General features: G+C 67.0%; 26 protein-coding genes and 2 tRNA genes. 13 read left to right on the top strand and 15 right to left on the bottom strand.

Annotated features, from left to right (window positions below; all coding sequences use genetic code 11):
- The first annotated feature begins 29 nt into the window (after nucleotides 1–29).
- Entirely contained in the window at nucleotides 30–224 is a 195-nt protein-coding gene (rpmB, locus tag BKA23_RS05065; protein WP_123270848.1) for a 50S ribosomal protein L28, read from the top strand.
- A gap of 792 nt (nucleotides 225–1,016) precedes the next feature.
- Here the strand turns inward: rpmB and BKA23_RS05060 are convergent.
- The 3 genes from BKA23_RS05060 to thiL form a co-directional block, all read right to left on the bottom strand.
- Nucleotides 1,017–1,343, bottom strand: a complete 327-nt coding sequence (locus BKA23_RS05060; protein WP_246104459.1) for a hypothetical protein — start codon at nucleotides 1,341–1,343, stop codon at nucleotides 1,017–1,019.
- A gap of 26 nt (nucleotides 1,344–1,369) precedes the next feature.
- A complete protein-coding gene (locus BKA23_RS05055) occupies nucleotides 1,370–3,049 on the bottom strand; it encodes a sodium:solute symporter family protein (RefSeq protein WP_145228221.1) in 1,680 nt (559 codons plus the stop codon).
- Between the two features lie 123 nt (nucleotides 3,050–3,172).
- Nucleotides 3,173–4,135 (bottom strand): thiamine-phosphate kinase, encoded by a 963-nt coding sequence (thiL, locus tag BKA23_RS05050; protein WP_145226068.1) that lies wholly within the window; start codon nucleotides 4,133–4,135, stop codon nucleotides 3,173–3,175.
- Between the two features lie 153 nt (nucleotides 4,136–4,288).
- Between thiL and BKA23_RS05045 the strand changes: the two genes are divergently transcribed.
- The 3 genes from BKA23_RS05045 to BKA23_RS05035 all read left to right on the top strand — a co-directional run bounded on the left by BKA23_RS05045 (nucleotide 4,289) and on the right by BKA23_RS05035 (nucleotide 6,699).
- The gene (locus BKA23_RS05045) at nucleotides 4,289–4,522 is read left to right on the top strand and encodes an Lrp/AsnC ligand binding domain-containing protein (protein ID WP_145226065.1); all 234 of its coding nucleotides are present in this window, start codon (nucleotides 4,289–4,291) and stop codon (nucleotides 4,520–4,522) included.
- Nucleotides 4,522–4,980 (top strand): DUF3515 family protein, encoded by a 459-nt coding sequence (locus BKA23_RS05040; RefSeq protein ID WP_246104458.1) that lies wholly within the window; start codon nucleotides 4,522–4,524, stop codon nucleotides 4,978–4,980. The genes BKA23_RS05045 and BKA23_RS05040 overlap by 1 nt, the downstream gene beginning before the upstream one ends.
- 306 nt (nucleotides 4,981–5,286) lie before the next feature.
- Nucleotides 5,287–6,699, top strand: a complete 1,413-nt coding sequence (locus BKA23_RS05035; protein WP_145226063.1) for a nucleobase:cation symporter-2 family protein — start codon at nucleotides 5,287–5,289, stop codon at nucleotides 6,697–6,699.
- Between the two features lie 50 nt (nucleotides 6,700–6,749).
- Here BKA23_RS05035 and BKA23_RS05030 read toward each other — a convergent pair whose 3' ends face one another.
- On the bottom strand, nucleotides 6,750–7,892 hold the full coding sequence (locus tag BKA23_RS05030) for a D-alanine--D-alanine ligase family protein (protein WP_246104457.1): 1,143 nt from the start codon (nucleotides 7,890–7,892) through the stop codon (nucleotides 6,750–6,752).
- A gap of 70 nt (nucleotides 7,893–7,962) precedes the next feature.
- Between BKA23_RS05030 and BKA23_RS05025 the strand changes: the two genes are divergently transcribed.
- On the top strand, nucleotides 7,963–9,027 hold the full coding sequence (locus tag BKA23_RS05025) for a trans-sulfuration enzyme family protein (protein ID WP_145226058.1): 1,065 nt from the start codon (nucleotides 7,963–7,965) through the stop codon (nucleotides 9,025–9,027).
- 99 nt (nucleotides 9,028–9,126) lie between these two features.
- Here BKA23_RS05025 and BKA23_RS05020 read toward each other — a convergent pair whose 3' ends face one another.
- Together BKA23_RS05020 and BKA23_RS05015 are read right to left on the bottom strand one after the other, a co-directional pair.
- Nucleotides 9,127–10,128, bottom strand: coding sequence for an NAD(P)H-dependent glycerol-3-phosphate dehydrogenase (locus BKA23_RS05020; protein WP_145226056.1), 1,002 nt, complete (start codon nucleotides 10,126–10,128; stop codon nucleotides 9,127–9,129).
- Entirely contained in the window at nucleotides 10,125–10,877 is a 753-nt protein-coding gene (locus BKA23_RS05015; protein WP_145226054.1) for a lysophospholipid acyltransferase family protein, read from the bottom strand. The genes BKA23_RS05020 and BKA23_RS05015 overlap by 4 nt, the downstream gene beginning before the upstream one ends.
- Before the next feature lie 112 nt (nucleotides 10,878–10,989).
- Between BKA23_RS05015 and cofC the strand changes: the two genes are divergently transcribed.
- Both cofC and BKA23_RS05005 read left to right on the top strand, forming a co-directional pair.
- On the top strand, nucleotides 10,990–11,631 hold the full coding sequence (gene cofC, locus BKA23_RS05010) for a 2-phospho-L-lactate guanylyltransferase (RefSeq protein WP_145226052.1): 642 nt from the start codon (nucleotides 10,990–10,992) through the stop codon (nucleotides 11,629–11,631).
- A 38-nt stretch (nucleotides 11,632–11,669) separates the two neighbouring features.
- A complete protein-coding gene (locus BKA23_RS05005; RefSeq protein WP_145226050.1) occupies nucleotides 11,670–11,882 on the top strand; it encodes a hypothetical protein in 213 nt (70 codons plus the stop codon).
- An 85-nt stretch (nucleotides 11,883–11,967) separates the two neighbouring features.
- Here BKA23_RS05005 and BKA23_RS05000 read toward each other — a convergent pair whose 3' ends face one another.
- The 3 genes from BKA23_RS05000 to leuC form a co-directional block, all read right to left on the bottom strand.
- Complete coding sequence (locus tag BKA23_RS05000) at nucleotides 11,968–12,546, bottom strand: HU family DNA-binding protein (protein ID WP_145226048.1); 579 nt, start codon at nucleotides 12,544–12,546, stop codon at nucleotides 11,968–11,970.
- Nucleotides 12,547–12,855: 309 nt separating this feature from the next.
- Nucleotides 12,856–13,449, bottom strand: a complete 594-nt coding sequence (gene leuD, locus BKA23_RS04995; RefSeq protein ID WP_145226046.1) for a 3-isopropylmalate dehydratase small subunit — start codon at nucleotides 13,447–13,449, stop codon at nucleotides 12,856–12,858.
- A gap of 29 nt (nucleotides 13,450–13,478) precedes the next feature.
- Entirely contained in the window at nucleotides 13,479–14,885 is a 1,407-nt protein-coding gene (gene leuC, locus BKA23_RS04990; RefSeq protein ID WP_145226044.1) for a 3-isopropylmalate dehydratase large subunit, read from the bottom strand.
- A 154-nt stretch (nucleotides 14,886–15,039) separates the two neighbouring features.
- Between leuC and BKA23_RS04985 the strand changes: the two genes are divergently transcribed.
- Complete coding sequence (locus BKA23_RS04985; protein WP_145226042.1) at nucleotides 15,040–15,810, top strand: IclR family transcriptional regulator; 771 nt, start codon at nucleotides 15,040–15,042, stop codon at nucleotides 15,808–15,810.
- A 56-nt stretch (nucleotides 15,811–15,866) separates the two neighbouring features.
- On the opposite strand, the gene BKA23_RS04980 is transcribed toward BKA23_RS04985, so the two are convergent.
- Nucleotides 15,867–16,340 (bottom strand): SRPBCC family protein, encoded by a 474-nt coding sequence (locus tag BKA23_RS04980; RefSeq protein ID WP_145226040.1) that lies wholly within the window; start codon nucleotides 16,338–16,340, stop codon nucleotides 15,867–15,869.
- Nucleotides 16,341–16,458: 118 nt separating this feature from the next.
- Here BKA23_RS04980 and BKA23_RS04975 point away from each other — a divergent pair, with 118 nt between their 5' ends.
- The 5 genes from BKA23_RS04975 (at nucleotide 16,459) to BKA23_RS04955 (ending at nucleotide 20,780) form a co-directional block, all read left to right on the top strand.
- On the top strand, nucleotides 16,459–17,073 hold the full coding sequence (locus BKA23_RS04975; RefSeq protein ID WP_246104598.1) for a MerR family transcriptional regulator: 615 nt from the start codon (nucleotides 16,459–16,461) through the stop codon (nucleotides 17,071–17,073).
- 128 nt (nucleotides 17,074–17,201) lie between these two features.
- Entirely contained in the window at nucleotides 17,202–18,119 is a 918-nt protein-coding gene (locus BKA23_RS04970; RefSeq protein WP_145226036.1) for an SIS domain-containing protein, read from the top strand.
- A gap of 2 nt (nucleotides 18,120–18,121) precedes the next feature.
- A complete protein-coding gene (locus BKA23_RS04965; RefSeq protein ID WP_145226034.1) occupies nucleotides 18,122–19,027 on the top strand; it encodes an ROK family protein in 906 nt (301 codons plus the stop codon).
- Nucleotides 19,024–19,947 (top strand): 1-phosphofructokinase family hexose kinase, encoded by a 924-nt coding sequence (locus BKA23_RS04960; protein WP_145226032.1) that lies wholly within the window; start codon nucleotides 19,024–19,026, stop codon nucleotides 19,945–19,947. Before BKA23_RS04965 ends, BKA23_RS04960 begins: the two co-directional genes overlap by 4 nt.
- On the top strand, nucleotides 19,944–20,780 hold the full coding sequence (locus BKA23_RS04955; RefSeq protein ID WP_145226030.1) for a class II fructose-bisphosphate aldolase: 837 nt from the start codon (nucleotides 19,944–19,946) through the stop codon (nucleotides 20,778–20,780). Before BKA23_RS04960 ends, BKA23_RS04955 begins: the two co-directional genes overlap by 4 nt.
- Nucleotides 20,781–20,821: 41 nt before the next feature.
- Here BKA23_RS04955 and BKA23_RS04950 read toward each other — a convergent pair whose 3' ends face one another.
- The 5 genes from BKA23_RS04950 to BKA23_RS04930 all read right to left on the bottom strand — a co-directional run bounded on the left by BKA23_RS04950 (nucleotide 20,822) and on the right by BKA23_RS04930 (nucleotide 23,388).
- On the bottom strand, nucleotides 20,822–21,637 hold the full coding sequence (locus tag BKA23_RS04950) for a DeoR/GlpR family DNA-binding transcription regulator (protein WP_246104456.1): 816 nt from the start codon (nucleotides 21,635–21,637) through the stop codon (nucleotides 20,822–20,824).
- A gap of 273 nt (nucleotides 21,638–21,910) precedes the next feature.
- A tRNA-Glu gene (locus tag BKA23_RS04945) sits at nucleotides 21,911–21,983 on the bottom strand.
- A 61-nt stretch (nucleotides 21,984–22,044) separates the two neighbouring features.
- Nucleotides 22,045–22,119: transfer RNA gene (locus tag BKA23_RS04940), tRNA-Gln, on the bottom strand.
- 148 nt (nucleotides 22,120–22,267) lie between these two features.
- A complete protein-coding gene (locus tag BKA23_RS04935; protein WP_145226028.1) occupies nucleotides 22,268–22,615 on the bottom strand; it encodes a hypothetical protein in 348 nt (115 codons plus the stop codon).
- 14 nt (nucleotides 22,616–22,629) lie between these two features.
- Nucleotides 22,630–23,388 (bottom strand): HAD family hydrolase, encoded by a 759-nt coding sequence (locus tag BKA23_RS04930; protein WP_145226026.1) that lies wholly within the window; start codon nucleotides 23,386–23,388, stop codon nucleotides 22,630–22,632.
- Nucleotides 23,389–23,398: the final 10 nt, after the last annotated feature.

The following is a 23,398-nucleotide window of genomic DNA, read 5'->3' as shown; positions in this document are numbered from 1 at the left end:
CGTTTGTCAATCAATCAAGGAGATTCACCGTGGCTGCCACCTGCGACGTCTGCGGCAAGGGACCAGGCTTCGGTCACAGCATCTCGCACTCGCACCGCCGTACCAAGCGTCGTTGGAACCCCAACATCCAGCGCGTCAAGGCGCTCGTGGGCGAGGCGGGCGTGACCCCGAAGCGACTGAACGTCTGCACCTCCTGCCTCAAGGCAGGCAAGGTCAAGCGCTGACGCGTTCCTGATTGCCGCAAAGGCCGGTCTCCCGTATCGGGGGTCCGGCCTTTTCGTATGCCGAGTGTCCGTTGCACGCTCAGGGACGCGGCGCACGCGCAGCGAACGCGGCAAGAAACGACATCTCGTGCCGGGCGGACCGACCAGAAGCGGCAAGAAACGACATCTCGTGCCGGGCGGACCGACCAGAAGCGGCCAAAACCGACCACACCTCGCGGCGCAACGCACCATCCAGATCGCGCGAGATGTCACCTTTCGCCGAAACCGCCCCCCCCTGCCCCCACGAGATGTCACTCCTGGTCGGAACCCACCTCCGAATCCGGCAAACAACGACACCTCGTGACGGGCGGACCGACCAGAAGCGGCCAAAACCGACACCTCGCGGGGAGCGCCCAGACCGGACACGACAACCAACGACATCTCGCAGGGAGCGGCCACACCGGACACGGCAACCGACCACACCTCGCGGCGCAACGCACCATCCAGATCGCGCGAGATGTCACCTTTCGCCGAAACCGCCCCCCTGGCCCCACGAGATGTCATTCCTGGTCGGAACCCACCTCCGAATCCGGCAAACAACGACACCTCGTGACGGGCGGACCGACCAGAAGCGGCCAAAACCGACATCTCGCGGGGAGCGGCCAGACCGGACGCGACAAACATCGACACCTCGCGGCGCATCGCGCCGCACGCGCGGATGAGCCGCCCTGGAATGACTCCCGGGCGGCTCATTCGCTGTCGAGCGATCGTCAGACCGGTGAAGCCTCCGACCCCTCCTCACACTTGCGCGGATCAGTGCGCGGGTCCGTGCTCCATCTCCTCGCGGACCCGAGCGACCTCGGCCTCATCGACGACGATCGGCCGCAGGGCGCACCACAGCGCCATGAGTACCGCAACGACGATCAGGGCAAGCCCCGTCCACAGGTTGAGGTTCACGTTGTCGCTCTTGTGCTTGTCGGCATCGGTGAAGTTGACGATGCCCATGATCGTCAGCACGACGCCGTAGATGCCGAGAAGTGCCGCGATGATGTTGCGGACGTCGAACAACCCGGCAGCACGCCGGTTCGAGCCTCCAGCGTCACTGGAAGCCGGTGCGGTAGAAGCCTTTTCAGGTGTCATGTCAGATTCCTTTCGCAGCTGTGGCGTCAGTGGAAGACCACGTTGAGGATGACGACCATGACCAGGGAGACACCGGCCAGCTTGACCGGCGACAGCCACCAGTGCGCGACCTCACCTTCGTCGTGGTCCGCCTTGGGCGTGACCGACTTGACCAGGCCGCGCAGTTCGGAGTCGGGCTTGGGCACGGTGACCAGGCTGACCGCGACGCTCACGACGATGTCGATCACGAACGCCGCACCGGCGCACACGAAGCTGGCCCCCTGACCACTCAGATTCAGCACACCGATAGACGCCCCACCGAGCGCGTCCTTGGACAGCACACCGACGACGACTGCTCCGAGCGTGCCGGACACGAGGCCGACCCAGCCGGCCGTCGCGGTCATCCGCTTCCAGAACATCCCGAGGATGAAGGTCGCGAACAGCGGCGCGTTGAAGAACCCGAACAACGTCTGCAGGTACGACATCACGTTGGAGTACTGGCTCGCGAAGTATGACGTCAGCACCGCGATGGCGGTCGCCGCAATGGTGGCGACACGACCGATGCTCAGGTAGTACTGGTCGCTGCGGTCCTTCTTCACATACGACTGCCAGATGTCATACGTGAAGACTGTGTTGAACGCCGAGATGTTCGCCGCCATACCGGCCATGAAGGCCGCCAGCATTCCGGCGATCGCGACACCGAGCAGACCGTTCGGCAACAGGTCGCGCATCAGGAACAACAGCGCGTTGTTGTAGTCCGGCTTGGAGTCACCGGCGAAGGCGCCGAGCCCGGCGGCCGCCATACCAGGGATGATGATGATGAACGGGATGAACATCTTGGGAAAGGTGCCGATGATCGGCGCGCGCCGAGCGGAGTTCATGTTCTTGCTCACCATCGCGCGCTGGACCTCCACGAAGTTCGTGGTCCAGTAACCGAACGACAGCACGAAGCCCAGGCCGAAGACGATGCCCAGGATCGACAGGAACGAGCTGCTGAAGCCGGTCAGGCCCTGACCGGGCCAGGACGTCATGGGGTCATGCGCGTAGAAGTGCTGCGCCTCGAGACCGTGCAGCTTGTGACTCAGGCCGCTCCATCCGCCGATCTTGTGCATGGCGATCAGCGTCAGCGGCAGCAGTGCGGCGACGATCACGAAGAACTGCAGCACCTCGTTGTAGATCGCTGCCGACAGGCCGCCGAGGGTGATGTACGACAGCACGATCACAGCGGCGATGATGGTCGACACCCAGATGTTCCAGCCGAACAGCGTGTTGACGATGGTGGCCAGCAGATAGAGGTTGATGCCGGCGATCAGCACCTGGGCGACCGCGAAGCTGATCGCGTTGACCAGATGTGCGGTCGCACCGAATCGCCGATACATGAACTCCGGCACGCTGCGCACACCGGAGCCGTAATAGAACGGCATCATCACCACGGCGAGGAAGAGCATCGCCGGGATCGCGCCGATCCAGTAGTAGTGGAAGGTCGCCATACCGATCTGGGCGCCGTTGGCCGACATACCCATGATCTCGGTGGCGCCGAGGTTGGCCGAGATGAACGCCAGACCGGTGATCCACGCCGGCAGCGACCGGCCGGACAGGAAGAAGTCGACGCTGCTGGAGACCTGCCGGCGGGCGATGAGGCCGATGCCGAGGACGAAGACGAAGTACAGCGCGATCAGGATGTAGTCAACGGGTCCGGCGTCGAGCCGCAACCCGGGTGAGGCCATATGCATGCCTGAACCTGAGCTTTCCAATGTAGTTCGCCGACCGAAATCGGCGTGACGGGGAACACAAGATTTTCCCAGACTACAACTCGAGAAAACACGAACGAACGACCGATTGTGATCGTTTCAGGCGGAAAAGTGATCCCATCCGCCACCTGAGTGCTGTTCGCCACCAACTGTCACTCCGGACCCGGCTTCGACGGAACCGATCACACGCCACCCGGCGGGCACGCTCTGCGATGGAAATGTGGCCAGCAGCGTGTGTTCCTCGCCGCCGGCGAGAACGCACTGGCGTGCCTGATCCCCGACGTATGGCGCAAGGTCGTCGACGTCGGATCGCAAGACCGCGTCGTCGATGGCGAGCAAGACGCCGCTGGCAGCCGCGATCCGGCCGGCGTCGCGCACGAGGCCGTCGGAGATGTCGAGCATCGCGGTCGCGCCGCTGCGCGCGGCGGCCGGACCCTGGGCATAGTCGGTGACCGGCCGGCGCTGGAAATCGACCAGGTGTGGGGCGTCCTGCTCACGACCCCTTTGCAACAGCAGCAACCCTGCTGCGGCACGGCCCAGACCACCGCTCACGGCGACCACGTCACCGACCCGGGCACCACTTCGGCGCACCGGCGACACGCCGGCCTCGAACTCGCCGAGAGCGGTGATCGACACCATTCGCACACCGACAGGTGCCGAGGACAGGTCGCCGCCGAGCACGGCCGTTCCTGCGTCCACCGCTGCCTGGCAGAGTCCGTCGTTGAACGCGCGAACCCAGGTGAGTGACGTCGCGGCATCCGCCACGAGTGTCACCAGCAGTCCGGTGCACCGGCCGCCCATCGCTGCGACATCGGCGACGTTCTGAGTGACCAGCTTGTGGCCGACGTCGTATCCGGTGGACCACTCGTCGCGCCAGTCGCGATTCAGCACCATGGTGTCCGTGGTGGCCAGCGTCGCCCCGGTGCGCACCTGCAGCAGTGCCGCGTCGTCACCCGGGCCGATCAGCACACGGTCGCTCGTCGGCAGGCCGGGGAAAATGCCCGCCAGGAGCCCATCCTCGTTGATGTCCCCGAGGGTGGCGGGTTCGTCTGCGGCGCTCATCGGTGCTCCTACCCTCGCGGCCGTCACGGTCAGCCCTGCACGGTAGCGTCTGCACCGGGTTCGGCGGCGACGACATGCGGCCACCATCACGGTGTCACATGTGGTTCGTCGAGCAGGTTCATTCACGCAGTTCTCCGCAAGGGAAGGCAGCGCATGGTCCAGGCGTACATCCTCATCCAGGCCGATCTCGGCAAGGCGACAGCCGTGGCTGCTGCGGTCCGCGACGTCAGCGGGGTCATCTCCTCCGACGACGTGACGGGCCCCTACGACGTCATCGCACAGGCCGAGGCGCCCACACTGGACGAACTCGGCACTCTGGTCATCGCCAAGATCCAGGACGTGCCCGGCATCATGCGCACGCTCACCTGCACGGTGGTCCACCCGTAGTGCGTCGCGGCAGGCGCGCCGCGGCAGCGGCCGTCATACCAGGTATGGCGCTGGCGCTCTCCGGGTGCGGTTCGGGCGCCGGCACCGTGAAGGTGTCGGTCGCCGCTTACTCCTCGAATCCGTTGTGCGCCAAGGCTTCTGCACATTGGCCGGTCACGGTGTCGAGCCAGACTGCACGGAAGGTGTCGGTCTCCTCGCCCACCGTGCGGGCGTGGGGCAACCCGGCCATCATCGCCCGCTGCGGCGTCGGAACTCCCGCACCGACCGCGGCCGGATGTCTGCAGACCAACGGCATCGACTGGGTCAGTTCACCCCTGGATGACGGCACACGTTTCGTGACCTTCGGGCGCTCCCCCGCCATCGAGGTGCTCATCCCCACGAAGTACGCCGCGTGGGGACTCGCCGCCTTCGCTGCGGCGGCGGGTCAGATCCCGCAGAACGCCGGACACTGCAGCTGACTCAGCTCGCGCAGTTTCCCGCGCGCCGACAGCCGCCGCCACCGGCGCGTGTGACGCAGTTTCGCGCGCCGACACCCCCGCGCACGCTCTGCACTGCCCCACGCGGCCGGGGCACGGCACAGTCCCGACAACAGGCGTTCGGGCGGCGCTCTTCACCCAACCGACACCCCCATCAATTACGTCCACGCGACCCCTCCGGCACCCGCAAAGTACCGGCATGCGAAATTTCTTTTCCATTTCTCTTACGTTCGACCCCTCCGCGGCTCTAGTCTGCGCTGATCGTCCCCACCGTCGAGAGGGTCGGACATGAGCGCACCAGCCGCTGAAAAATCATCCACAACACATCCAGTGGACGAGGTGCTGCCAGCACCTCGTCTGTTGGTGCTGGGCCTCCAGCACCTGTTCATCATGTATGCCGGGGCCGTCGCGGTCCCCCTCATCGTGGGACCGGCCGTCGGCCTCAAGGGTCCGGACATCGCGATCCTGGTCAGTGCCGATCTGCTCATCTCGGGCATCGCCACGATCATCCAGTCGGTCGGCATCGGAAAGATCTTCGGTGTCCGATTGCCGGTCGTCGCGGGTGCGACGTTCACCGTCGTCAACCCGATGATCATCATCGCCAACCAGTACGGCGGTGGCCGGAACGGTCTGCAGTATGTCTACGGGGCGATGCTCGTCTCGGGTGTCTTCGGACTCATCATCGCCAAACCGTTCTCCATGGTGCTGCGATTCTTCCCGCCACTGGTGACCGGAACGGTCATCACCATCATCGGACTGTCCCTCATCGGCGCCGACGTCTCGCTCATCGCGGGCGACACCGGCACCAAGGACTTCGGCCAGCCCTCGCACATCGGTCTGGCCGCACTCGTCGTGTTGTTCATCGTGCTGATCAGCCGGTTCTTCACCGGCTTCATCGGACAGACCTCGACACTCATCTCGATCATCCTGGGCTCACTCGTGGCTTGGCCGATGGGACTGCTGAAGTTCCCGGACGTCGCTTCGGCGAAGTGGTTCGGCATCGCCGAACCGTTCCACTTCGGACCGCCGAAATTCGCTGCAGCAGCGATCATCTCGATGTGCATCGTGATCATGGTGACCTACGTCGAGTCGACAGCTGACATGTTGGCCGTGGCCGAGATGACCGACCGGGAGCTGTCGCCCAGCGATCTCGCTCGCGGCCTGAGCACCGACGGCCTGTCGGCGCTGCTCGCCGGGTTCATGAATTCCTTCCCCGACACCGCGTACGCCGAGAACGTCGGTCTGATCGGTATGACGAAGGTGCGCTCGCGCTGGGTGGTCACCGTCTGCGGCGTCGCCCTCCTGCTGCTGGGACTGGTGCCCAAGGTCGGCGCGGTGGTGTCCGACCTGCCCGGGCCGGTGATCGGCGGCGCTGCGACGGTGATGTTCGCGATGGTGACGTCGATCGGCATACGCACCCTGCACAAGGTCGACTTCGAGAACAACCACAACCTGCTCATCGTGGCGATCTCGCTGTCGTTCGGGCTGATCCCGACTGTGGCTCCGACGTTCTACCAGCAGTTCCCGAAGGACTTCCAGATCATCTTCGGGTCAGCGATCACCTCGACCGTGCTGGTGGTCTTCGTGCTGAACATCTTGTTCAACGTGGTCGGCTCCTCGAAGCGTCCGCACAGCGGCGTGATCGGCGAGGCCTACGAAGCGGGCGCGGTGGTCGGAGAACCGGAGCCGCCGAAGGCCTGACAGCACGACGACGATCTCGGCGCGTCGGCCTGCGACGACTGCGACAGCAGCTACCGCAGGCCGACGCGCCGGTTCAGTGCCAATTCGATGAGCTCGGTGATGAGCTCGCTGTAGTCGAGCCCGGTCTCCGCCCACACCCGCGGGAACATCGACGAGGGCGTGAAGCCGGGCATCGTGTTGATCTCGTTCAGCACCAGTTGGCCGCCGGGCTCGTAGAACCAGTCGACCCGTGCCAAGCCCTCACAACCGGCAGCCTCAAAAGCCTTTACCGACAGCTCCCGGATTTCGTCGGCATCCTCTTCGGGCAGCTGCGCCGGGCAGGTCAGCCGTGCGTCGTCGTCGAGATATTTGGCCTCGAAGTCATAGAACGTATGCCGATCACCGGTCACCGTGATCTCACCGATCGCGCTGGCGCGGGGTGCCTCGGCATCATGGCCCTCGAGCACACCGCACTCGACCTCTCGCCCCGCGATCGCGGCTTCCACCAGCACCTTCGGATCGCTGAGCCGTGCCCGCTCGATGGCCGCCTCCAGCTCGGCCGGGTCATCGACCTTGACGACACCGACGCTCGACCCGGCCCGGGCCGGCTTGACGAAGACCGGCAGACCAAGTGGCACCGCCGCATCCAGGCAGGTCGCCTTGTCCCGGCGCCATTCTTTGTCGGTGATCACGACATAACGCCCTATGGGCAGACCTGCTGAGGCGAAGACCAGTTTCATCAGAGCTTTGTCCATCATCACTGCGGACGCCGCGACCCCTGATCCGACATACCGCACGTCGCCGAGTTCGAGCAGCCCCTGCAGGGTGCCGTCCTCACCGAACGGCCCGTGCAACAGTGGCAGCACCACGTCGACCTCGGTCAGCACACGCGGGGCTTCGCCAGGTGGGGAGATGATGACTTCTCGCGTCGAGGGGTCGGCGGAGATCAGCGCTGCCGTCTCACCCTCGACGCTGGGCGTGTGACCCGATGTGAGTCGCAACGGCGCCGGATCGTCGGCCATCAGCACCCAGCGACCCTCTCGGGAGATGCCGATCGGCACCACATCGAAACGGTCACGGTCGATGGCCGCGAGCACACTCGCCGCGGTCGAGCACGACACCGCGTGTTCGCTGGAACGTCCACCGAAAACAATTGCGACAACGGGCTTTCGGCCGGTCTCACCGGACTCTTCGGACGGGCTCGGAGTGCTCACCGAAGTGAGCCTAATGCCCAGTTGCCGGGCAGCCCGGGTCCCGGCGTTCCCGGCGTGCCATGGTGGCGGCATGTCGGACCAGCACCGCTCCTCCCCCGCCACCCGCCTCGTCGGCATGGGTCGACCCGATCGCAGCCCGGGTGCTGCCGTCGGCCCTGGCATCGAGCTGAGTTCGACGTATGTCGCAGGCGGCACCCCGGCATACGGCCGGTTTTCCAATCGCACGTGGGAGGTGCTGGAGGACACCCTGGGAGATCTAGAGGGCGGCCGCGCGCTGAGCTTCGCCAGCGGTATGGCTGCAGTCAGCGCCTGCCTCGCGCTGACTCCTCCGGGCGGCACGGTGGTGCTGCCGCACCACAGTTACAACGGCACCGGCGCCCTCGTCGATCTGCTGGAGCGACGTGGCGCGCTGCGCGCCGTGCGCGTCGACCCCGCCGACACAGCAGCGGTGCTGGCCGCGCTGCCGTCGGCGGACGTGCTGTGGATCGAGTCCCCCACCAATCCGATGCTCGAAATCGCGGATCTGCCAACGCTTTTCGCAGCAGCGGGCAAGGCCGGGGTGCGCACCGTCGTCGACAACACCTTCAACACCCCGCTGCTGTTGCAGCCGCTGCAGTTGGGTGCCGACGTCGTGCTGCACTCGGTCACCAAATATCTCGCCGGCCACTCCGACGTGGTGCTCGGCGCGACGATCACCGCAGACGAACAGCTGTATGCCACGCTACTGACCCACCGCACCCTGCACGGGGCGATTCCCGGCCCACACGAGGCGTGGCTGGCGTTGCGCGGCATGCGCACCCTGCACCTGCGGTTGGAGCGGGCCTGCGAGAACGCCGTCGAACTGGCGCGACGTCTCAAGGAGCATCCGGCTGTCGCTCGCGTGCGTTATCCGGGTCGCGGCGCCATCGTGTGCCTGGAGACCGTCGGCGGTCAGGCCGCTGCCGAAGCTCTTGAGCAGCGGGTACAGGTCTGGCTGCCGGCGACGAGCCTCGGGGGCGTGGAGTCGACGCTGGAGCGACGGCGCCGGCACGCCGCCGAGCCGGAGTCGGTGCCGGTCGAACTCGTGCGTCTGTCGGTCGGCATCGAGGCCGTCGAGGACCTGTGGGCAGATATCGACCAGGCATTGCGCGGCTGACCGCGACGCGCACTCCCCGAGTGACGGTGACCACCGCGCGGCGGGGAATGCCCCACGCCGCGCGTCGAAAACGGCCCGGTGCCTGATGACGTCGCCCGCTCAGGCTCCCTCGTGCTTGCGGGCACGTGACATCAGCGCCTCGAGCACGTCCCGGGGGGAGCGTCCGTCGTGCACGACGGCAGCGACGTTCTCCACGATCGGCACATCCACCTCGACGCTGCGCGCCAGTTGCAGGATCGACTCGCAGGATTTGACGCCTTCAGCGGTTTGATCGGTCACCGCGATGACCTCCTCCAGCGCCATACCTGTGCCGAGGCGGTACCCGAAGGTGCGATTGCGCGACAGCGGGGAGGCACAAGTCGCCACCAGGTCACCCACGCCTGCCAGGCCGATGAAGGTCTGGGGGTCAGCACCCAAAGCCGTTCCCAGCCGAGCTGTTTCGGCGAGACCGCGCGTCAGCAGACTGGCCATCGTGTTGTCGCCCATGCCCATGCCGGCTGCGATGCCGACGGCAAGCGCAATGACGTTCTTGGTCGCTCCGGCGATCTCGGTGCCGATCACATCCGTGCCCAGGTACGGACGGAAGTAGCCGGTGGCGCAGGCCTCCGCAACCCGCGAGCGCATCCGTGCGCTGCTCGAGGCGACGACTGCGGCCGCGGGCTGCCGCGCGGCGATCTCGTGCGCGAGATTCGGACCCGAGACCACCACCACACGGTCGTGGCCGATCCCGGCGACCTCCTCGATCACCTCACTCATCCGCTTGCCGGTCCGCAACTCGATGCCTTTCATCAGCGACACGACAGCGGCATCCGACGGGATCAGGTCGCGCCATACGGTCAGGTTGTCGCGCAGGCTCTGCGACGGCACCGCCAGCACCGCGATCGAGGCGCCGTCGAGCGCCTCCGCCACCGAGGTCGTGGCCGACACCGTGTCCGGTAGACGCAGTTGCGGCAGGTAACCCGCATTCGTGTGCCGGTCGTTGATCTCGGCGGCGATGCTGTCTCGACGGGCGGCGATGCGCACGGTGCAGCCCGCGTCGGCGAGAACCGCCGCGTATGCCGTGCCCCAGTTGCCGCTGCCGATGACAGCCGCGACCGTCACGCGGTCTTCCCGCCGCGAGTCGGATCGGCGGCATGACCGCGCGGGTCGAAGCGTTCGGCGGGCGCAGGTATGCCGCGCACGTCCTCCAGCAGTCCGGTGATCTGATCCATCAACCGGGTCGTTGCCGTGCGCAAGGTCGTCGCCGTGATCGGCTGGTCGCGCAGGTCGTCAAGGTCGACCGGCGGGCCGGCCGACACCTGAACAAGTTTGGCCGGCAACAGTTTCGGCAGTTTGTCGCGATAGGGCCACATGATGTCGCGAGTGCCCCACATCGCGATCGGCAACAACGGCACACCGGTCTCGAGCGCCAGCCGCGCAGCGCCGGTCTTGCCGGTCATCGGCCAGAAGTCCGGCTCGCGGGTGATGGTGCCCTCGGGGTAGATGCACACGCAGGCACCTCGTTGCAGCGCCTCCTTGGCCGCCGACAGGGCGCTGGTCGCCCGCGAAGTGCCTCGGTAGACGGGGATCTGGCCGCAGCCGTACATGATCTGTTTGACTCCCGGCGGTTTGAACAGCGAGTCCTTGGCCAGGTAGTGCGGCGCCCGGCCTGCCTCGACAAGGAAGTGCGCGAGCGGGAAATGGTCCATGTTGGAGGTGTGATTGCAGGCCGCCACGAAACCGCCGGTCTTCGGCACGTTCTCCAGGCCGCTCCACTCCCGCACGGTGATCCGCTGCAGCACGGGGTAGAGCGCAGTGATGACGCGTGAGTATGTTGGCTCGATTGTTTCGGTCATTGCTGGGCGGGGCACTGCCACTCCTTCGATCTGACGGTCGCTGGATCATCTAAGCCCACGGCGACGGGCGGGTCACGTTTTCCGAACCGGCGGCACCCACAACCGGCAGATCTGACACCATCATCACGTGCCACTTCCAGCCACCTCGACCTGGCATCTCGTCGTTCCGGTCAAAGACAGTCAGCAGGCCAAGTCCCGTCTGCAGCCGCCCCCCGGCGTGCGGCGCGCCGATCTGGCGCTGGCGTTCGCGCTCGACACCCTCGAGGTCGTCCTACGTGTCGTGCCCGCCGATCAGGTCGTCGTGGTGACCAGTGACCCGCAGGTCCGTTCAGAGCTCGTCGACGAGGGCGTTCGGCTGATCGCCGATCCGGGTCGCGGGCTCAACGCGGCGATCACCGCGGGCATCGACCAGGTGGTTCGCCACACTCCCGGCCTCCCCGGTGGTGTGCTGCTCGGCGACCTGCCGGCTCTCGACGAAGACGCGTTGTATGACGGCCTGCGCGCTTGCGCCGCAACGGAATCCGCGATCGTGCCCGATCACGACGGCACCGGCACCGTGCTGCTGGCACACCACGATGCCGCCCGGTTGCGCCCCAGCTTCGGCACCGGCTCGGCTGCGCGGCACGCTCGTGGCGCCACCGTGCTCGAGATCGATCTGCCCAGGCTACGCACCGATGTCGACGACGATGCCTCGCTGCGGGCCGCCGTCGATCTCGGCGTCGGCCCGCGCACCCAACGGGTGCTGTCCGCCTGCTCGGCGACGGTCTGACCTGCACCGTCGCTCGACACCGGATTAGGCTCGAGTCCGTGCAAGCGACAGTCCACACCTTCGACTTCGACGGCGGCGACGGTTCCGTCCTCACCGACAACGGCCGCGAACTGCGGTTCAGCCATGCGGTCTTCGCAGCCTCTCAGCTGCGGCATCTGCGGGTGGGTCAGCGGGTCAGTATCGAAGTCGACGGCTCCGGTGTGAGCCGTCTTTGGATCACCGGAATCGGCCCGGCACAACGGATTCGGTGACTCACTGCACCACACGTGCATGCACGAGGACGGCCCGTCCACCGCAATGGTGGACGGGCCGTCTCCGTATCCGAGAAAGGCAGCCTCAGCGCTTGGCGGTGCGCTTGGCCGGTGCCTTCTTGGCGGCCGTGGTCTTCTTGGCGGTCGTGGTCTTGGCCGCCGTGGTCTTCTTCGCCGCTGCCGCGGTGGTCTTCTTGGCGGCGGCCTTGACCGGTGCCGCCTTCTTCGCCGGAGTCGCCTTCTTGGCGGCTGCGGTGGTGGTCTTCTTGGCAGCGGTCTTAGCCGGAGTGGCCTTCTTGGCGGTGGTCTTCTTGGCGGTGGTCTTCTTCGCTGCCGGAGCAGCGGCGCTCGAGGCACGGCCACCAGCATTGCCGGTCTTGGGCAGCGACCGCGGGTCGGCGACGACACCCTTGAACGCAGTACCGGGCTTGAACTTCGGCACAGCGGTCTTCTTGATGCGAACGGTCGTGCCGGTGCGCGGGTTGCGCCCGGTGCGTGCCGCACGGGTGATCTTCTCGAACGTGCCGAATCCGGTAATGCCGACCTTGTTGCCCTTGGCAACTTCGCGGATGATGGCATCCACCACAGCCTCGAGAGCGTCGCTTGCAGCCTTCTTGCTGCCGAGCCTGGTCTCAAGGCTCTCGATGAGCTCTGCCTTGTTCATGGGTGTTGTCCCCTTCAAAAGGTGCGCGGCCGGCATCGCGCCGGGCTGCGGTTTGCGAAATCGACCGAGTTGTCAACTCAATCGAGACAGACGCTATGCCTGATGGGCCACTTCGGCAACCTGCCACGCAGATCAATTCGCCGCAACGACAACGCGTTTGGGCGATTTCACCGGGTTACGACAACAGCCCGCAGTCGGGACTTCCTTCTCGGAATCAACGTTGGCACTCTATGAAATTTCACCAATTGCATTGATTATCAGGCACATTCGCGCCAGTAGCGGGAGGACAAGTGCTCGTCATACAGCTCGTCAGACGGTCTGCACCGTGGGTTTCCATGCGGGACGGGAGGATTCGAAAGTCGTGATCTCGTCAGCGTGTCGCAGAGTCAGACTCACGTCGTCCAGACCCTCGAGCAGGCGCCAGCGCGTGTAGTCGTCGACCTCGAAGGCGAAGACGTGCTCACGCGCGGTGACGGTCCGCTCGCCCAGGTCGACCGTGATCTGCAGGCCGGGCTCGTTGTCGAGCAACTTCCACAGGAGCTCGATGTCCTCCTGACGCAGTTGCGCGGTCAGCAGGCCGGCCTTGCCGGAGTTGCCCCGGAAGATGTCCGCGAACCGCGACGACAACACGACCCGGAAGCCGTAGTCCAGCAGCGCCCAAACCGCGTGCTCGCGAGACGAGCCCGTGCCGAAGTCGGGACCTGCGACCAGCACCGACCCCGCGGCATACGTCGGGTTGTTGAGGACGAACGTCTCGTCATTGCGCCAGGCGGAGAACAAGCCGTCCTCGAATCCGGTGCGGGTCACCCGCTTGAGGTAAACGGCGGGAATGATCTGGTCGGTGTCGACATTGCTGCGACGCAGCGGCACTCCGACACCGGTGTGGGTGGTGAATTTCTCCATCGGTGAATCTCCTTGTCGGCGTGCTTGTTTCAGCGGGTGGTCGAGGTCAGGTCGGACGGGCTGGACAACGTCCCGCGGATGGCGGTCGCCGCGGCGACCAGTGGGCTCACCAAGTGGGTACGACCGCCCTTGCCCTGTCGCCCTTCGAAGTTGCGGTTGGAGGTGGAGGCGCTGCGCTCCCCCGGGGCCAGTTGGTCGGGATTCATCCCGAGGCACATCGAACAACCCGCCAGACGCCACTCGGCGCCGGCTTCGGAGAAGACCTTGTCCAAGCCCTCCGCCTCGGCCTGCAGACGCACCTTCGCCGATCCCGGCACCACGAGCATGCGCACGCCGCCGGCGACCTTGTGACCCTTGACGATCTCGGCCGCGGCACGCAGATCCTCGATCCGCCCGTTGGTGCAAGACCCGAGGAAGACCGTGTCGACACCGATGTCGCGCAGCGGAGTGCCGGGAGTCAACCCCATGTAGTCGATGGCGCGTTGTGCCGAAGCGCGCTCACCCTCGTCGCCGAAGGACTCCGGGTCGGGCACGAGAGACGACAGGGGCAGCCCCTGACCCGGGTTGGTGCCCCATGTGACGTAGGGCGACAGTTGCGATGCGTCGAGGTGGACCTCTGCGTCGAAGGTGGCATCGTCGTCGGACTTCAACTCCGACCACGCGGCGACGGCGTCGTCCCAGTCGGACCCGGCAGGAGCATGCTCGCGACCCTGCAGGTAGTCGAAGGTCGTCAGGTCAGGCGCGATCATGCCGGCGCGGGCGCCGGCCTCGATCGACATGTTGCACACCGTCATTCGCGCTTCCATCGACAGCGCACGGATCGCCTCGCCGCGGTATTCGAGCACGTAACCCTGACCACCGCCGGTGCCGATCTCGGCGATGACGGCCAGGATGATGTCCTTTGCCGTGACACCCTCGGGCAGGGCGCCGTCGACGTTGATCGCCATCGTCTTGAACGGTTTCAGCGGCAGCGTCTGGGTCGCGAGCACGTGCTCGACCTCACTGGTGCCGATGCCGAAGGCCAGCGCGCCGAACGCGCCGTGCGTGGAGGTGTGGCTGTCACCGCAGACGATCGTCATACCGGGCTGAGTCAGCCCCAATTGTGGGCCGATGATGTGGACGATGCCCTGTTCGGCGTCGCCCATCGGGAAGAGCCGCACGCCGAACTCGGCGCAGTTCTTGCGCAGCGTCTCGACCTGGGTACGGCTCACGACGTCGGTGATCGGACCCGCCGTGGTCGGAACGTTGTGGTCCTCGGTCGCCAGGGTGAGATCGACCCGGCGGACGGGACGCCCGGCAAGGCGGAGTCCGTCGAACGCCTGGGGGCTGGTGACCTCGTGCAGCAGGTGCAGGTCGATGTAGAGCAGGTCGGGTTCGCCGTCCGCCCGCCGCACGACGTGCTGCTCCCACACCTTCTCCGCCAGCGTGCGACCCACGATCTGCCTCCTTGTTCCTGACTCTTCGTCATCACCTGCACGGCTGTTCACCGCGGCAGTCGGACGTCTCGCGTGGTCCGATCAGGGACCGGTTCTGCGAAACATGCCCCACTTTAGACTTGCGTCTCGCGCAGTGAGACTGCAATATCAGTACATGGACAACTCTAGCGGGGTCGGCGTTCTCGACAAGGCCGCGGTCGTGCTCTCGGCACTGGAAGCCGGACCCTCCACTCTCGCGCAACTGGTGGCGCACACCGGACTGGCGCGTCCGACCGCCCACCGCCTTGCGGTCGCGCTCGAACACCACCGCCTCGTGGCACGTGACCTGCAGGGCCGATTCGTCCTCGGCCCACGCCTGGCCGAGCTTGCATCCGCGGCCGGCGAGGACCGTCTGCTCGCGGCAGCAGGTCCGGTGCTGGGCCGGCTGCGGGACCACTGCGGTGAGAGCGCCCAGTTGTTCCGCCGGCAGGGCGACCAGCGCATCTGCGTCGCCGCGGCGGACCGGCCGATGGGTCTGCGCGACTCGATTCCGATCGGGGCGACGTTGTCCATGCAGGCGGGTTCGGCCGCGCAGATCCTGATGGCATGGGAAGAGCCGGACCGGCTGCACCGCGGCCTGCACGGTGCCAAGTTCACCGCGACCATGTTGTCCGCGGTCCGCCGCCGCGGGTGGGCGCAGAGTGTCGGCGAGCGCGAACCGGGTGTGGCATCGGTGTCCGCGCCGGTGCGCAGCCCGTCCGGCCGGGTGATCGCTGCCGTCTCGATCTCCGGCCCGATCGAACGCATCTCGCGGCAGCCGGGGCGCCTGCATGCGGGCACCGTGGTCGCGGGCGCGAACAAACTCACCGAGGTGCTGGCCCGGGCACACGCCGCGAGCCAGCAGCAGCGGCAGCAGTCGGATCAGCCGACGGACCGCCCAGCCTGACGTATGCCGGCCGGCCGGTGCCGCAACCGGCCGGCCAGGCGTTGCACGCCTCGATGTCAGCGGATTCGTCGGGCTCGCACGACCCGGTCGAGGATTCCCAGCGTGGCCCGCAGAGCGCTCTGCGGGACCACTGGGAAGATTGCCACCATGTCCGAGCGAGCGTTGGACCAGTCGCAGAACGACGTGACGAGCGTGCCGCCGTCGGTGTCGGACAGGGTGTAGCCGTAGCGGTGTCCGATGCCAGGCCGCACGGTGCCCAGGATGGACCACGAGATCTCGGCATCCGGCTCGAAGGTCTCGATGGTGACGGTCACGTCATACCGACCCATCGGCAGGTCACCGAGTGCCTCGCGATCCATGTGCACCACGAAGCTGTCGCCGACGGCCGACACCGGCCCACCGGTGAAGTCCTGCAACATTCCCGAGCTGTCGATCTCGACATGACCGGCCGGGTCGCACAGGACCGCGAAGATCTCCGCGGCACCTGCGTCGAGGATGCGAGTCGCTTCCTGACGGGTGGCAGTGTCCATGCATCGGAGAATAGCCAGCACGAGCGTTCGGATATGTCGTTACGCGACAAGGAAATTCGTTCGGTCTGAGTTCTTGCTGGCCTGCGCCGGTCCAGCCTGCGAGACTGACACGGTGCGTATGTCGGAACTGTCGCGGGTTACGGACCTGCCCGTCGCGACACTGAAGTTCTATCTGCGCGAAGGGCTCCTGCACTCCGGCGACGTGACCAGTCGCACGCAGGCGACGTACGACGAGAGCCACGCCGAGCGCGTGCGGCTGATCCGAGCACTGATCGAATCCGCCCATCTGAGCCTGGCCCGCGTGCGCCAGGTGCTGGAGACGCTGGACGAACCTCCGTCGCAGCGTTACGACTTGCTCGCCGCGGCACAGTCGGCGATCACCCCCGCCTGCCCGGCAGCACCGGACCCGGCTTGGACTGCTGTCGCCCGTCAGTTCGTTGCTGACCGAGGGTGGCCGATGACCGATGACGATCCGCTGGTCGAGCTGCTCGGGGAGCAAATACGCGTGTTGGTCGCCTCCGGCATCGAATCACAGGGGCAGGCCACCCTCGAGGAGTATGCCGACGCCGCCGAGCACCTCGCCGTCACCGATCTGGCCACGGTGCCGGCCGACGCCGCCCAAGCCGTCCGGCAGGTCGTCATCGGGACCCTGCTGACCGACCCGCTCATCCTCACCTTCCGGCGGCTGGCGCAACGTCACATCACCTCGGGCGGCACTCCGCGCAGGCCGTGACCCGCTGCCGGCAGCCGCGAGAGCCGGTTGCGCACGGCAGTAGGCTCAACGCACACTGAGATTGATTTTGATCTGTATGATTATCAAACAATCACAACCAATCAAACATCGAGCAGTCAGGTCGCCGTATGCCCTTCAATCCCCACAGCCACCTCCGCTCCGAGGTGCTCAGCGAACCGGACACCTGGCAGGCGGTGCTCGGGCGACTGCAGGAGCTGGCACCGATGCTGCCCGCACGCGGCGCTCGCGTCGCCGTCGTCGGCTGCGGGACGTCGTACTTCATGGCTCAGGCGTATGCGGTGCTGCGCGAGCAGCGCGGATACGGCGAGACGGATGCCTTCGCCGCCAGCGAGTTTCCCGCCGGGCGCGACTACGACCACCTCCTGGCCATCAGCCGGTCCGGCACGACGACCGAGGTCATCGATCTGCTCACCGCCGCACGCCGGCGCGACGTGCGCACGACCGCGATCGTCGCAACCGGTGGCACACCGGTCACCGAACTCGCTCACGAGGTGGTGTTGCTGCCGGAGGCAGACGAGAAGTCTGTCGTGCAGACGCGCTTCGCCACCTCGGCGCTCGCGCTGCTGAGGGCGTCCCTCGGCGAGGACCTTTCGCAGGCCGTCGCCGAAGCGAGAGCCGTTCTCGCCGAGGACGAAACCCAGGCGCTGAACGGACTCGCCGATGCCGAACAGGTGACCTTCGTGGGCACCGGCTGGACTGTCGGGATCGCCACGGAAGCCGCCCTGAAGCTGCGGGAGTCCGCGCAGTTCTGGAGCGAGTCCTACCCGGCCATGGAATACCGCCATGGCCCTGTCGCCATCGCGAGCTCCGGTCGCGCGGTGTGGGCGTTCGGCGTCGTGCCCGACGGTCTGGCGGCCCAGGTCGAAGCGACAGGCGCCCACTTCGAGCATCGCGACATCGACCCACTCGCCGATCTGGTCCGTGTCCACCGGCTGTGCCTGTTCAAGGCTCGCGCCCTCGACCTCGACCCCGACAATCCCCGGCACCTGACCCGGTCGGTGATCCTGACCGTGCAGCCCGCCTGACGATGCCGGGCACCGCGGTCGTCGCCGCGATCGACATCGGCGGCACTCGCATCAAGGCGAGCTTGATCGATGCCGATTACCGGGTGCTGGCCGAGTTGACGACGCCCACTCCCGCAGACATCGCGAGCGATGTCGCGGGCGCTGTGCGCCATGCGATCGCCGCCCTGTCGCAGCAGGCTCCGGACAGCGACGTGGCCGCGATCGGCATCGTGGTCCCAGGCATCGTCGAGGAGCACACCGGCCGGGGCGTCGTCGCGGTCAACCTCGGCTGGCGCGATCTGCCGATCCGCGAGTTGGTGCACCGCGACCTCGGGCTACGCACAGTGGTCGGCCACGACGTGCGGGCCGGCCTGCTCGCCGAACACCGGCTCGGCGCCGCCACGGGTCAGCAAAACGTGCTCTTCGCACCCGTCGGCACAGGCATCGCCGGCGCCGCGATGGTCGACGGCCACGTCCTGACCGCCGGTGGGTGGGCCGGAGAATTCGGCCATCTGGTCATCGACCCGGCCGGACCGCGCTGCGCCTGCGGACAGACAGGCTGCCTGGAGACGCTTGCATCGGCATCCGCTGTCGTGCGCAACTACCGGGCGGCAACCGGTCGCGCTACGACCGCGGCCTCCATCGCGCAAGCCGTCGCCGACGGCACCGACGAGACTGCAACGGCTGTATGGGCAACTGCCACAACGGCTTTGGCGAAGGGCCTCACCGCGGCCGTCACCCTGCTCGGCTCCGAGCTGGTCATCGTCGGCGGTGGCCTCGCGCAGTCCGGTGACGTGCTGCTGACACCGGTGCGCAGCAAGGTCGAGGAGCTGGTGACCTTCCAGCGGCGCCCGCAGATCGTCACCGCCCGACTCGGCGACCGGGCCGGGTCGTATGGCGCAGCGTGCCTCGCCTGGGATGCCGGATGATCCTCACCGTCACCGCGAACGCCGCGCTCGACATCACCTACGGCATACCGGAGCTGCGGGTGCACGCCAGCCACCGGGTGCGACAGGTGTGGCAACGCGCGGGCGGCAAGGGCATCAATCTGGCATCGGCCGCGGCGGCGATGGGATGCGAGGTGGTCGTCGCCGGCTGCGCGGGTGGTCAGACCGGCACACAGATCGAGCACGACCTCGACCGACGCGGGTTGCCCCGTCACCTGTCGCCACTGCGAGGCGAGTCACGGCGCACCGTCACGATCGTGGATGAATCCGGCGACGCCACCGTCTTCAATGAGCCCGGTGCGCTCCAGGACACGGGCGTCGTCGACGCCCTGGTGACTGACGTGACGCACCTGCTGGACTCCCGTCCACCACGGGTGCTCGCGCTCTGCGGCAGCCTGCCCACCGGCATGGATGGGCACTGCTACCGGCGAATCGTTGAGATCGCCGAATCACGAGGAATCCCAGTGGTGCTGGATGCCACCGGCGCCCCCCTGACAGATGCCCTGCCGGCCCGTCCCGATGTGGTCAAACCCAATCGCAGCGAACTGGCAACCACCACCGGTCAGCAGACCATGAGCGACGGGGTGGCCTCCCTGCGCGATGCCGGAGCGCGGACCGTCGTGGTCTCCGACGGCGCAGCCGGCATCCACCTGTTCCCCGAAGACGGCGGTCACCTGCACGCCTTCCTCGACCACACGCTGAGCGGCAACCCGACCGGTGCCGGTGACGCGGCGGCAGCGGCCGTGTGCGCCGGCATCGACGGCGGGTGGTCGAGTGCCGACCTGCTCCGCGCCGCGATCGCCTGGTCGGCCGCGGCCGTGCTGCAACCCACTGCCGGTGAGGTCGATCCAGCGGACGTCGAACGACTGCTTGCCTCCGTCCACCTCAAGGAGTTCTCATGACCCTCAGCCCGCTTCGCCCGGTCCTGATGGCGGCACGCGATGCCGGTGTCGGCGTGGGAGCGTTCAACGTCATACAACTTGAGCACGCCGAAGCGCTGGTGCGAGCGGCTGAACGCACCGGGTTGCCCGTGGTCCTGCAGATCAGTGAGAACGCCGCGAAGTACCACGGCGCACTTGCTCCCATCGCGCTCGCGACTCACGCCGTCGCGGCGGCATCGGACGCGATCTGCGTGCTGCATCTCGATCACGCGGAGTCGCCGCCATTGGTCCATGAAGCCCTCGAACTCGGTTTCACCTCAGTCATGTTCGACGCTTCGAAGCTTCCCGACGACCGCAATCGCGCGGTCACCGCCGAGGTCGCCCGGCGCTGCCACGACGCGGGAGTCAGCATCGAGGCCGAACTCGGTGAGGTGGGCGGCAAGGACGGCGTGCATGCGCCCGGCGCACGGACCGACCCGGCACAAGCGGCGCGGTTCGTCGCTGACACCGGCGTCGACGCCCTGGCCGTGGCCGTGGGCTCCTCACACGCGATGACCACTCGCGACGCGACGCTCGATCTGGAGCTCATCACCCGGTTGCGCGCGGCCGTCGACGTGCCGCTCGTGCTGCATGGGTCGTCGGGGGTGCCCGACGCCGGACTGGTCGATGCCGTCCGCTCCGGGATGACGAAAGTCAACATCGCGACCCACCTCAACACGGTGTTCACCGGCGCGGTGCGCGAGTATCTCGACCGTGAACCCGGCGTGGTCGACACGCGTAAGTACCTCGGTGCGGCACGCGACGCGGTGGAGGACGAGACTGCACGACTGCTGCAGATGCTGCACGACAGCTGAGGCTGCGGCATACCGGCCCGTCCGGCGTCGATCTGGTGCGTTCAGTCGGCCGATGAAGCGATCACCGAGGCGACGTCGACTCCGGCCTCGGACAGGGCCACCACGGCCGGGTGCTCGGCTGCCGCATCAGTGACCAGAGTCTGCACGCGCTCGGCCGTGCAAATCCGGGAAAACGTCGCCCGGCCGATCTTCTCCGCGGTCGCGACGACGACGACTCGCTCGGCCCGCGCGACCATCCGGGCATTGATGCTGGCTTCCTCCGGATGGCGGCAGGTGGCACCGGTGGCGGCATCGAAGCCGTCGACCCCGAGGATCAGCAGGTCGAACCACATCTGATCGACGGCGTTCTCGGTGATCGGACCGGTCTGCTCGTAGGACTCCGGCCGAGCGACGCCGCCGAGGCCGACGGTACGCACCACCGGGCGCAGCACGAGCTCGACGGCGATGTTGAGTGCGTTGGTGACAGCGGTCAGCGCGGGTTGTTGCCGGTGATCGGCCAGGTCGGGTCGGGCAGCCACCGCCCGTGCCACCGCTGTTGTCGTCGTGCCGCCGTTGAAGCCGACGACCATGCCGGGTTCGACCAGGACCGAGGCACGTTCGGCGATCTGTTGCTTGGCAGCGTCCTTGCCGGCAGAGCGGTATCGCGCGGGCAACTCGTAGGCCACCGCGGTCGCCACGACACCGCCGTGCACGCGCGTGGCCAGTTGCTGAGCGGCCAGTTCGTTGAAATCACGGCGGACGGTTGCCGGTGAGACGTCGAGCTGTTCACAGACCTCCACCACGGATAGTCGACCGCGCTCGGCGAGCAACTGCATCAGCATCGCCCACCGCGGCGAACGATCGGCAGTGTCGGTCACGGGTCCTCATTTCAGCCGGGGCGCCGGAGTCAGGGCCGGGGCGGTTCGCGATCATCACGGTCGTCGAAGCCGATTGTATGGCGCTCGAATCGCGCACGTCCGATCGACGGACTGCCATCGTCCCGCCAATTCACCGCCACACGAAGGGCCGCCACCGCGACACGAGTCCGGCCATGTCGCGCGCAACGCCACCAGAGCACGAGTGACCGCGCCCCGGGCGCGAAAGAACGGCCTCCCACCTGCAATGTTGCAGGTGGGAGGCCGTTCCGAACGTAGCCCCGACGGGATTCGAACCCGCGCTACCGCCTTGAGAGGGCGGCGTGCTAGGCCGCTACACAACGGGGCCGCGGCTGGCAGAACATTACCGGTCACCCGGATGATCCGCCGAATCGGCGATCACTCGCCGATGGCTGGGGTACCAGGACTCGAACCTAGACTAACTGAACCAGAATCAGTCGTGCTGCCAATTACACCATACCCCATGGGGGTATCACCGGATCTGCAACCACAAGGCCGAGACGTTCGGTGAACCGAGGAGAAACCTTACCGGCAGCACGCGTTCCGCCCAAATCGTGGGGCTGCCGACGCCAACCTCGGCACTCGGCGGCCTCGCCCGAGTCGCGCGCAGGGTCAGGCAGGCTGCGAGCGACCAATGCCGACATCTCGTGCGCGTCCGGCATCCAGGCGACGACCAATGCCGACATCCCGTGTGCGTGCGGCCAACAGAAGCACGGAGCCTGACGCCACAACAGCACGCCGATGCCACGAGATGTCGATCCTTATCGCAAACTCCTGCCACGAGATGTCCCTTTTCGTCGGAACCACCCCAGCGGAAGCGACCAATGCCGACATCTCGTGCGTGTCCGGCGTCCAGGCGACGACAAATGCCGACATCTCGTGTGCGTCCGGCATCCAGGCGACGACAAATGCCGACATCTCGTGCGCGTCCGGCATCCAGGCGCCGACAAACGCCGACATCTCGTGCGGCGGGGTCAGGCATCGTCCTCGCGCGACGGGATCCGCTCGAGTTCGAGCTCGGTCAGGCTCGCGATCACGGGCACTCCGGCGGGCGCCGCCAGGTCGGGCACACCGCCATCGGGCACGTGTGCGTTCTCACCTGACCGCGGTCTGCGCAGCCATACCGGCGCAAGCCCCGCTGCCATCGATCCGAGCACGTCGGCCTCGAATTCGTCGCCCACGTATGCCGTTTCGCCCGGCGCCACCTCGACGAGGTCACATGCGCGCGCGAACACTCGCGGGTCCGGCTTGCCGAACCCCAGGGTGTCGCGCGTGACGACCGGTCCGAGCCGGCCGACCAGGCCGGTCGCCTGCAGTTTCGGGTCGGTCGCGCTCTGTGAAGAGTTGGTCAGGGCAGCCACCGCGATGCCCTCAGCCGAGCATCGCGCGAGGAAGGGCAGCACGTCGTCATACAGCCGCTGGGATGCCGCGAACGCCGGCCCGTAGGCGCGCTCGTATGACGCATGCCCGTCGGCCGGCAGCACCCGACCGGTGGCCAGCGCAACCTCCTCAAGCCGCAGCCGGCGCATCCGCTCGAAGTCGAGTTCGCCACGGGTGAACCGCGCGAAGAAACGACCCGGGTCGGATCGGAATCGGCGGGAGGCCGTCAAACGCCAGGCGGGATCCTCGTCGGGCCAGACAGCGGCCATCGCGATGGCACCGGCCTCGACCATCGCCGTCGTCGTGTCGAGCAGCGTGTCGTCGATGTCGAGGAGCACAGCGCGGATCGGCATACCGAAATCC

The organism is Rudaeicoccus suwonensis, assembly GCF_007829035.1.
In the GTDB taxonomy this organism is placed as follows: Bacteria; Actinomycetota; Actinomycetes; order Actinomycetales; family Dermatophilaceae; genus Rudaeicoccus; species Rudaeicoccus suwonensis.
The sequence above is the reverse complement of the archived record's forward strand: the minus strand, read 5'-3'. Positions and strand labels throughout refer to the sequence as shown.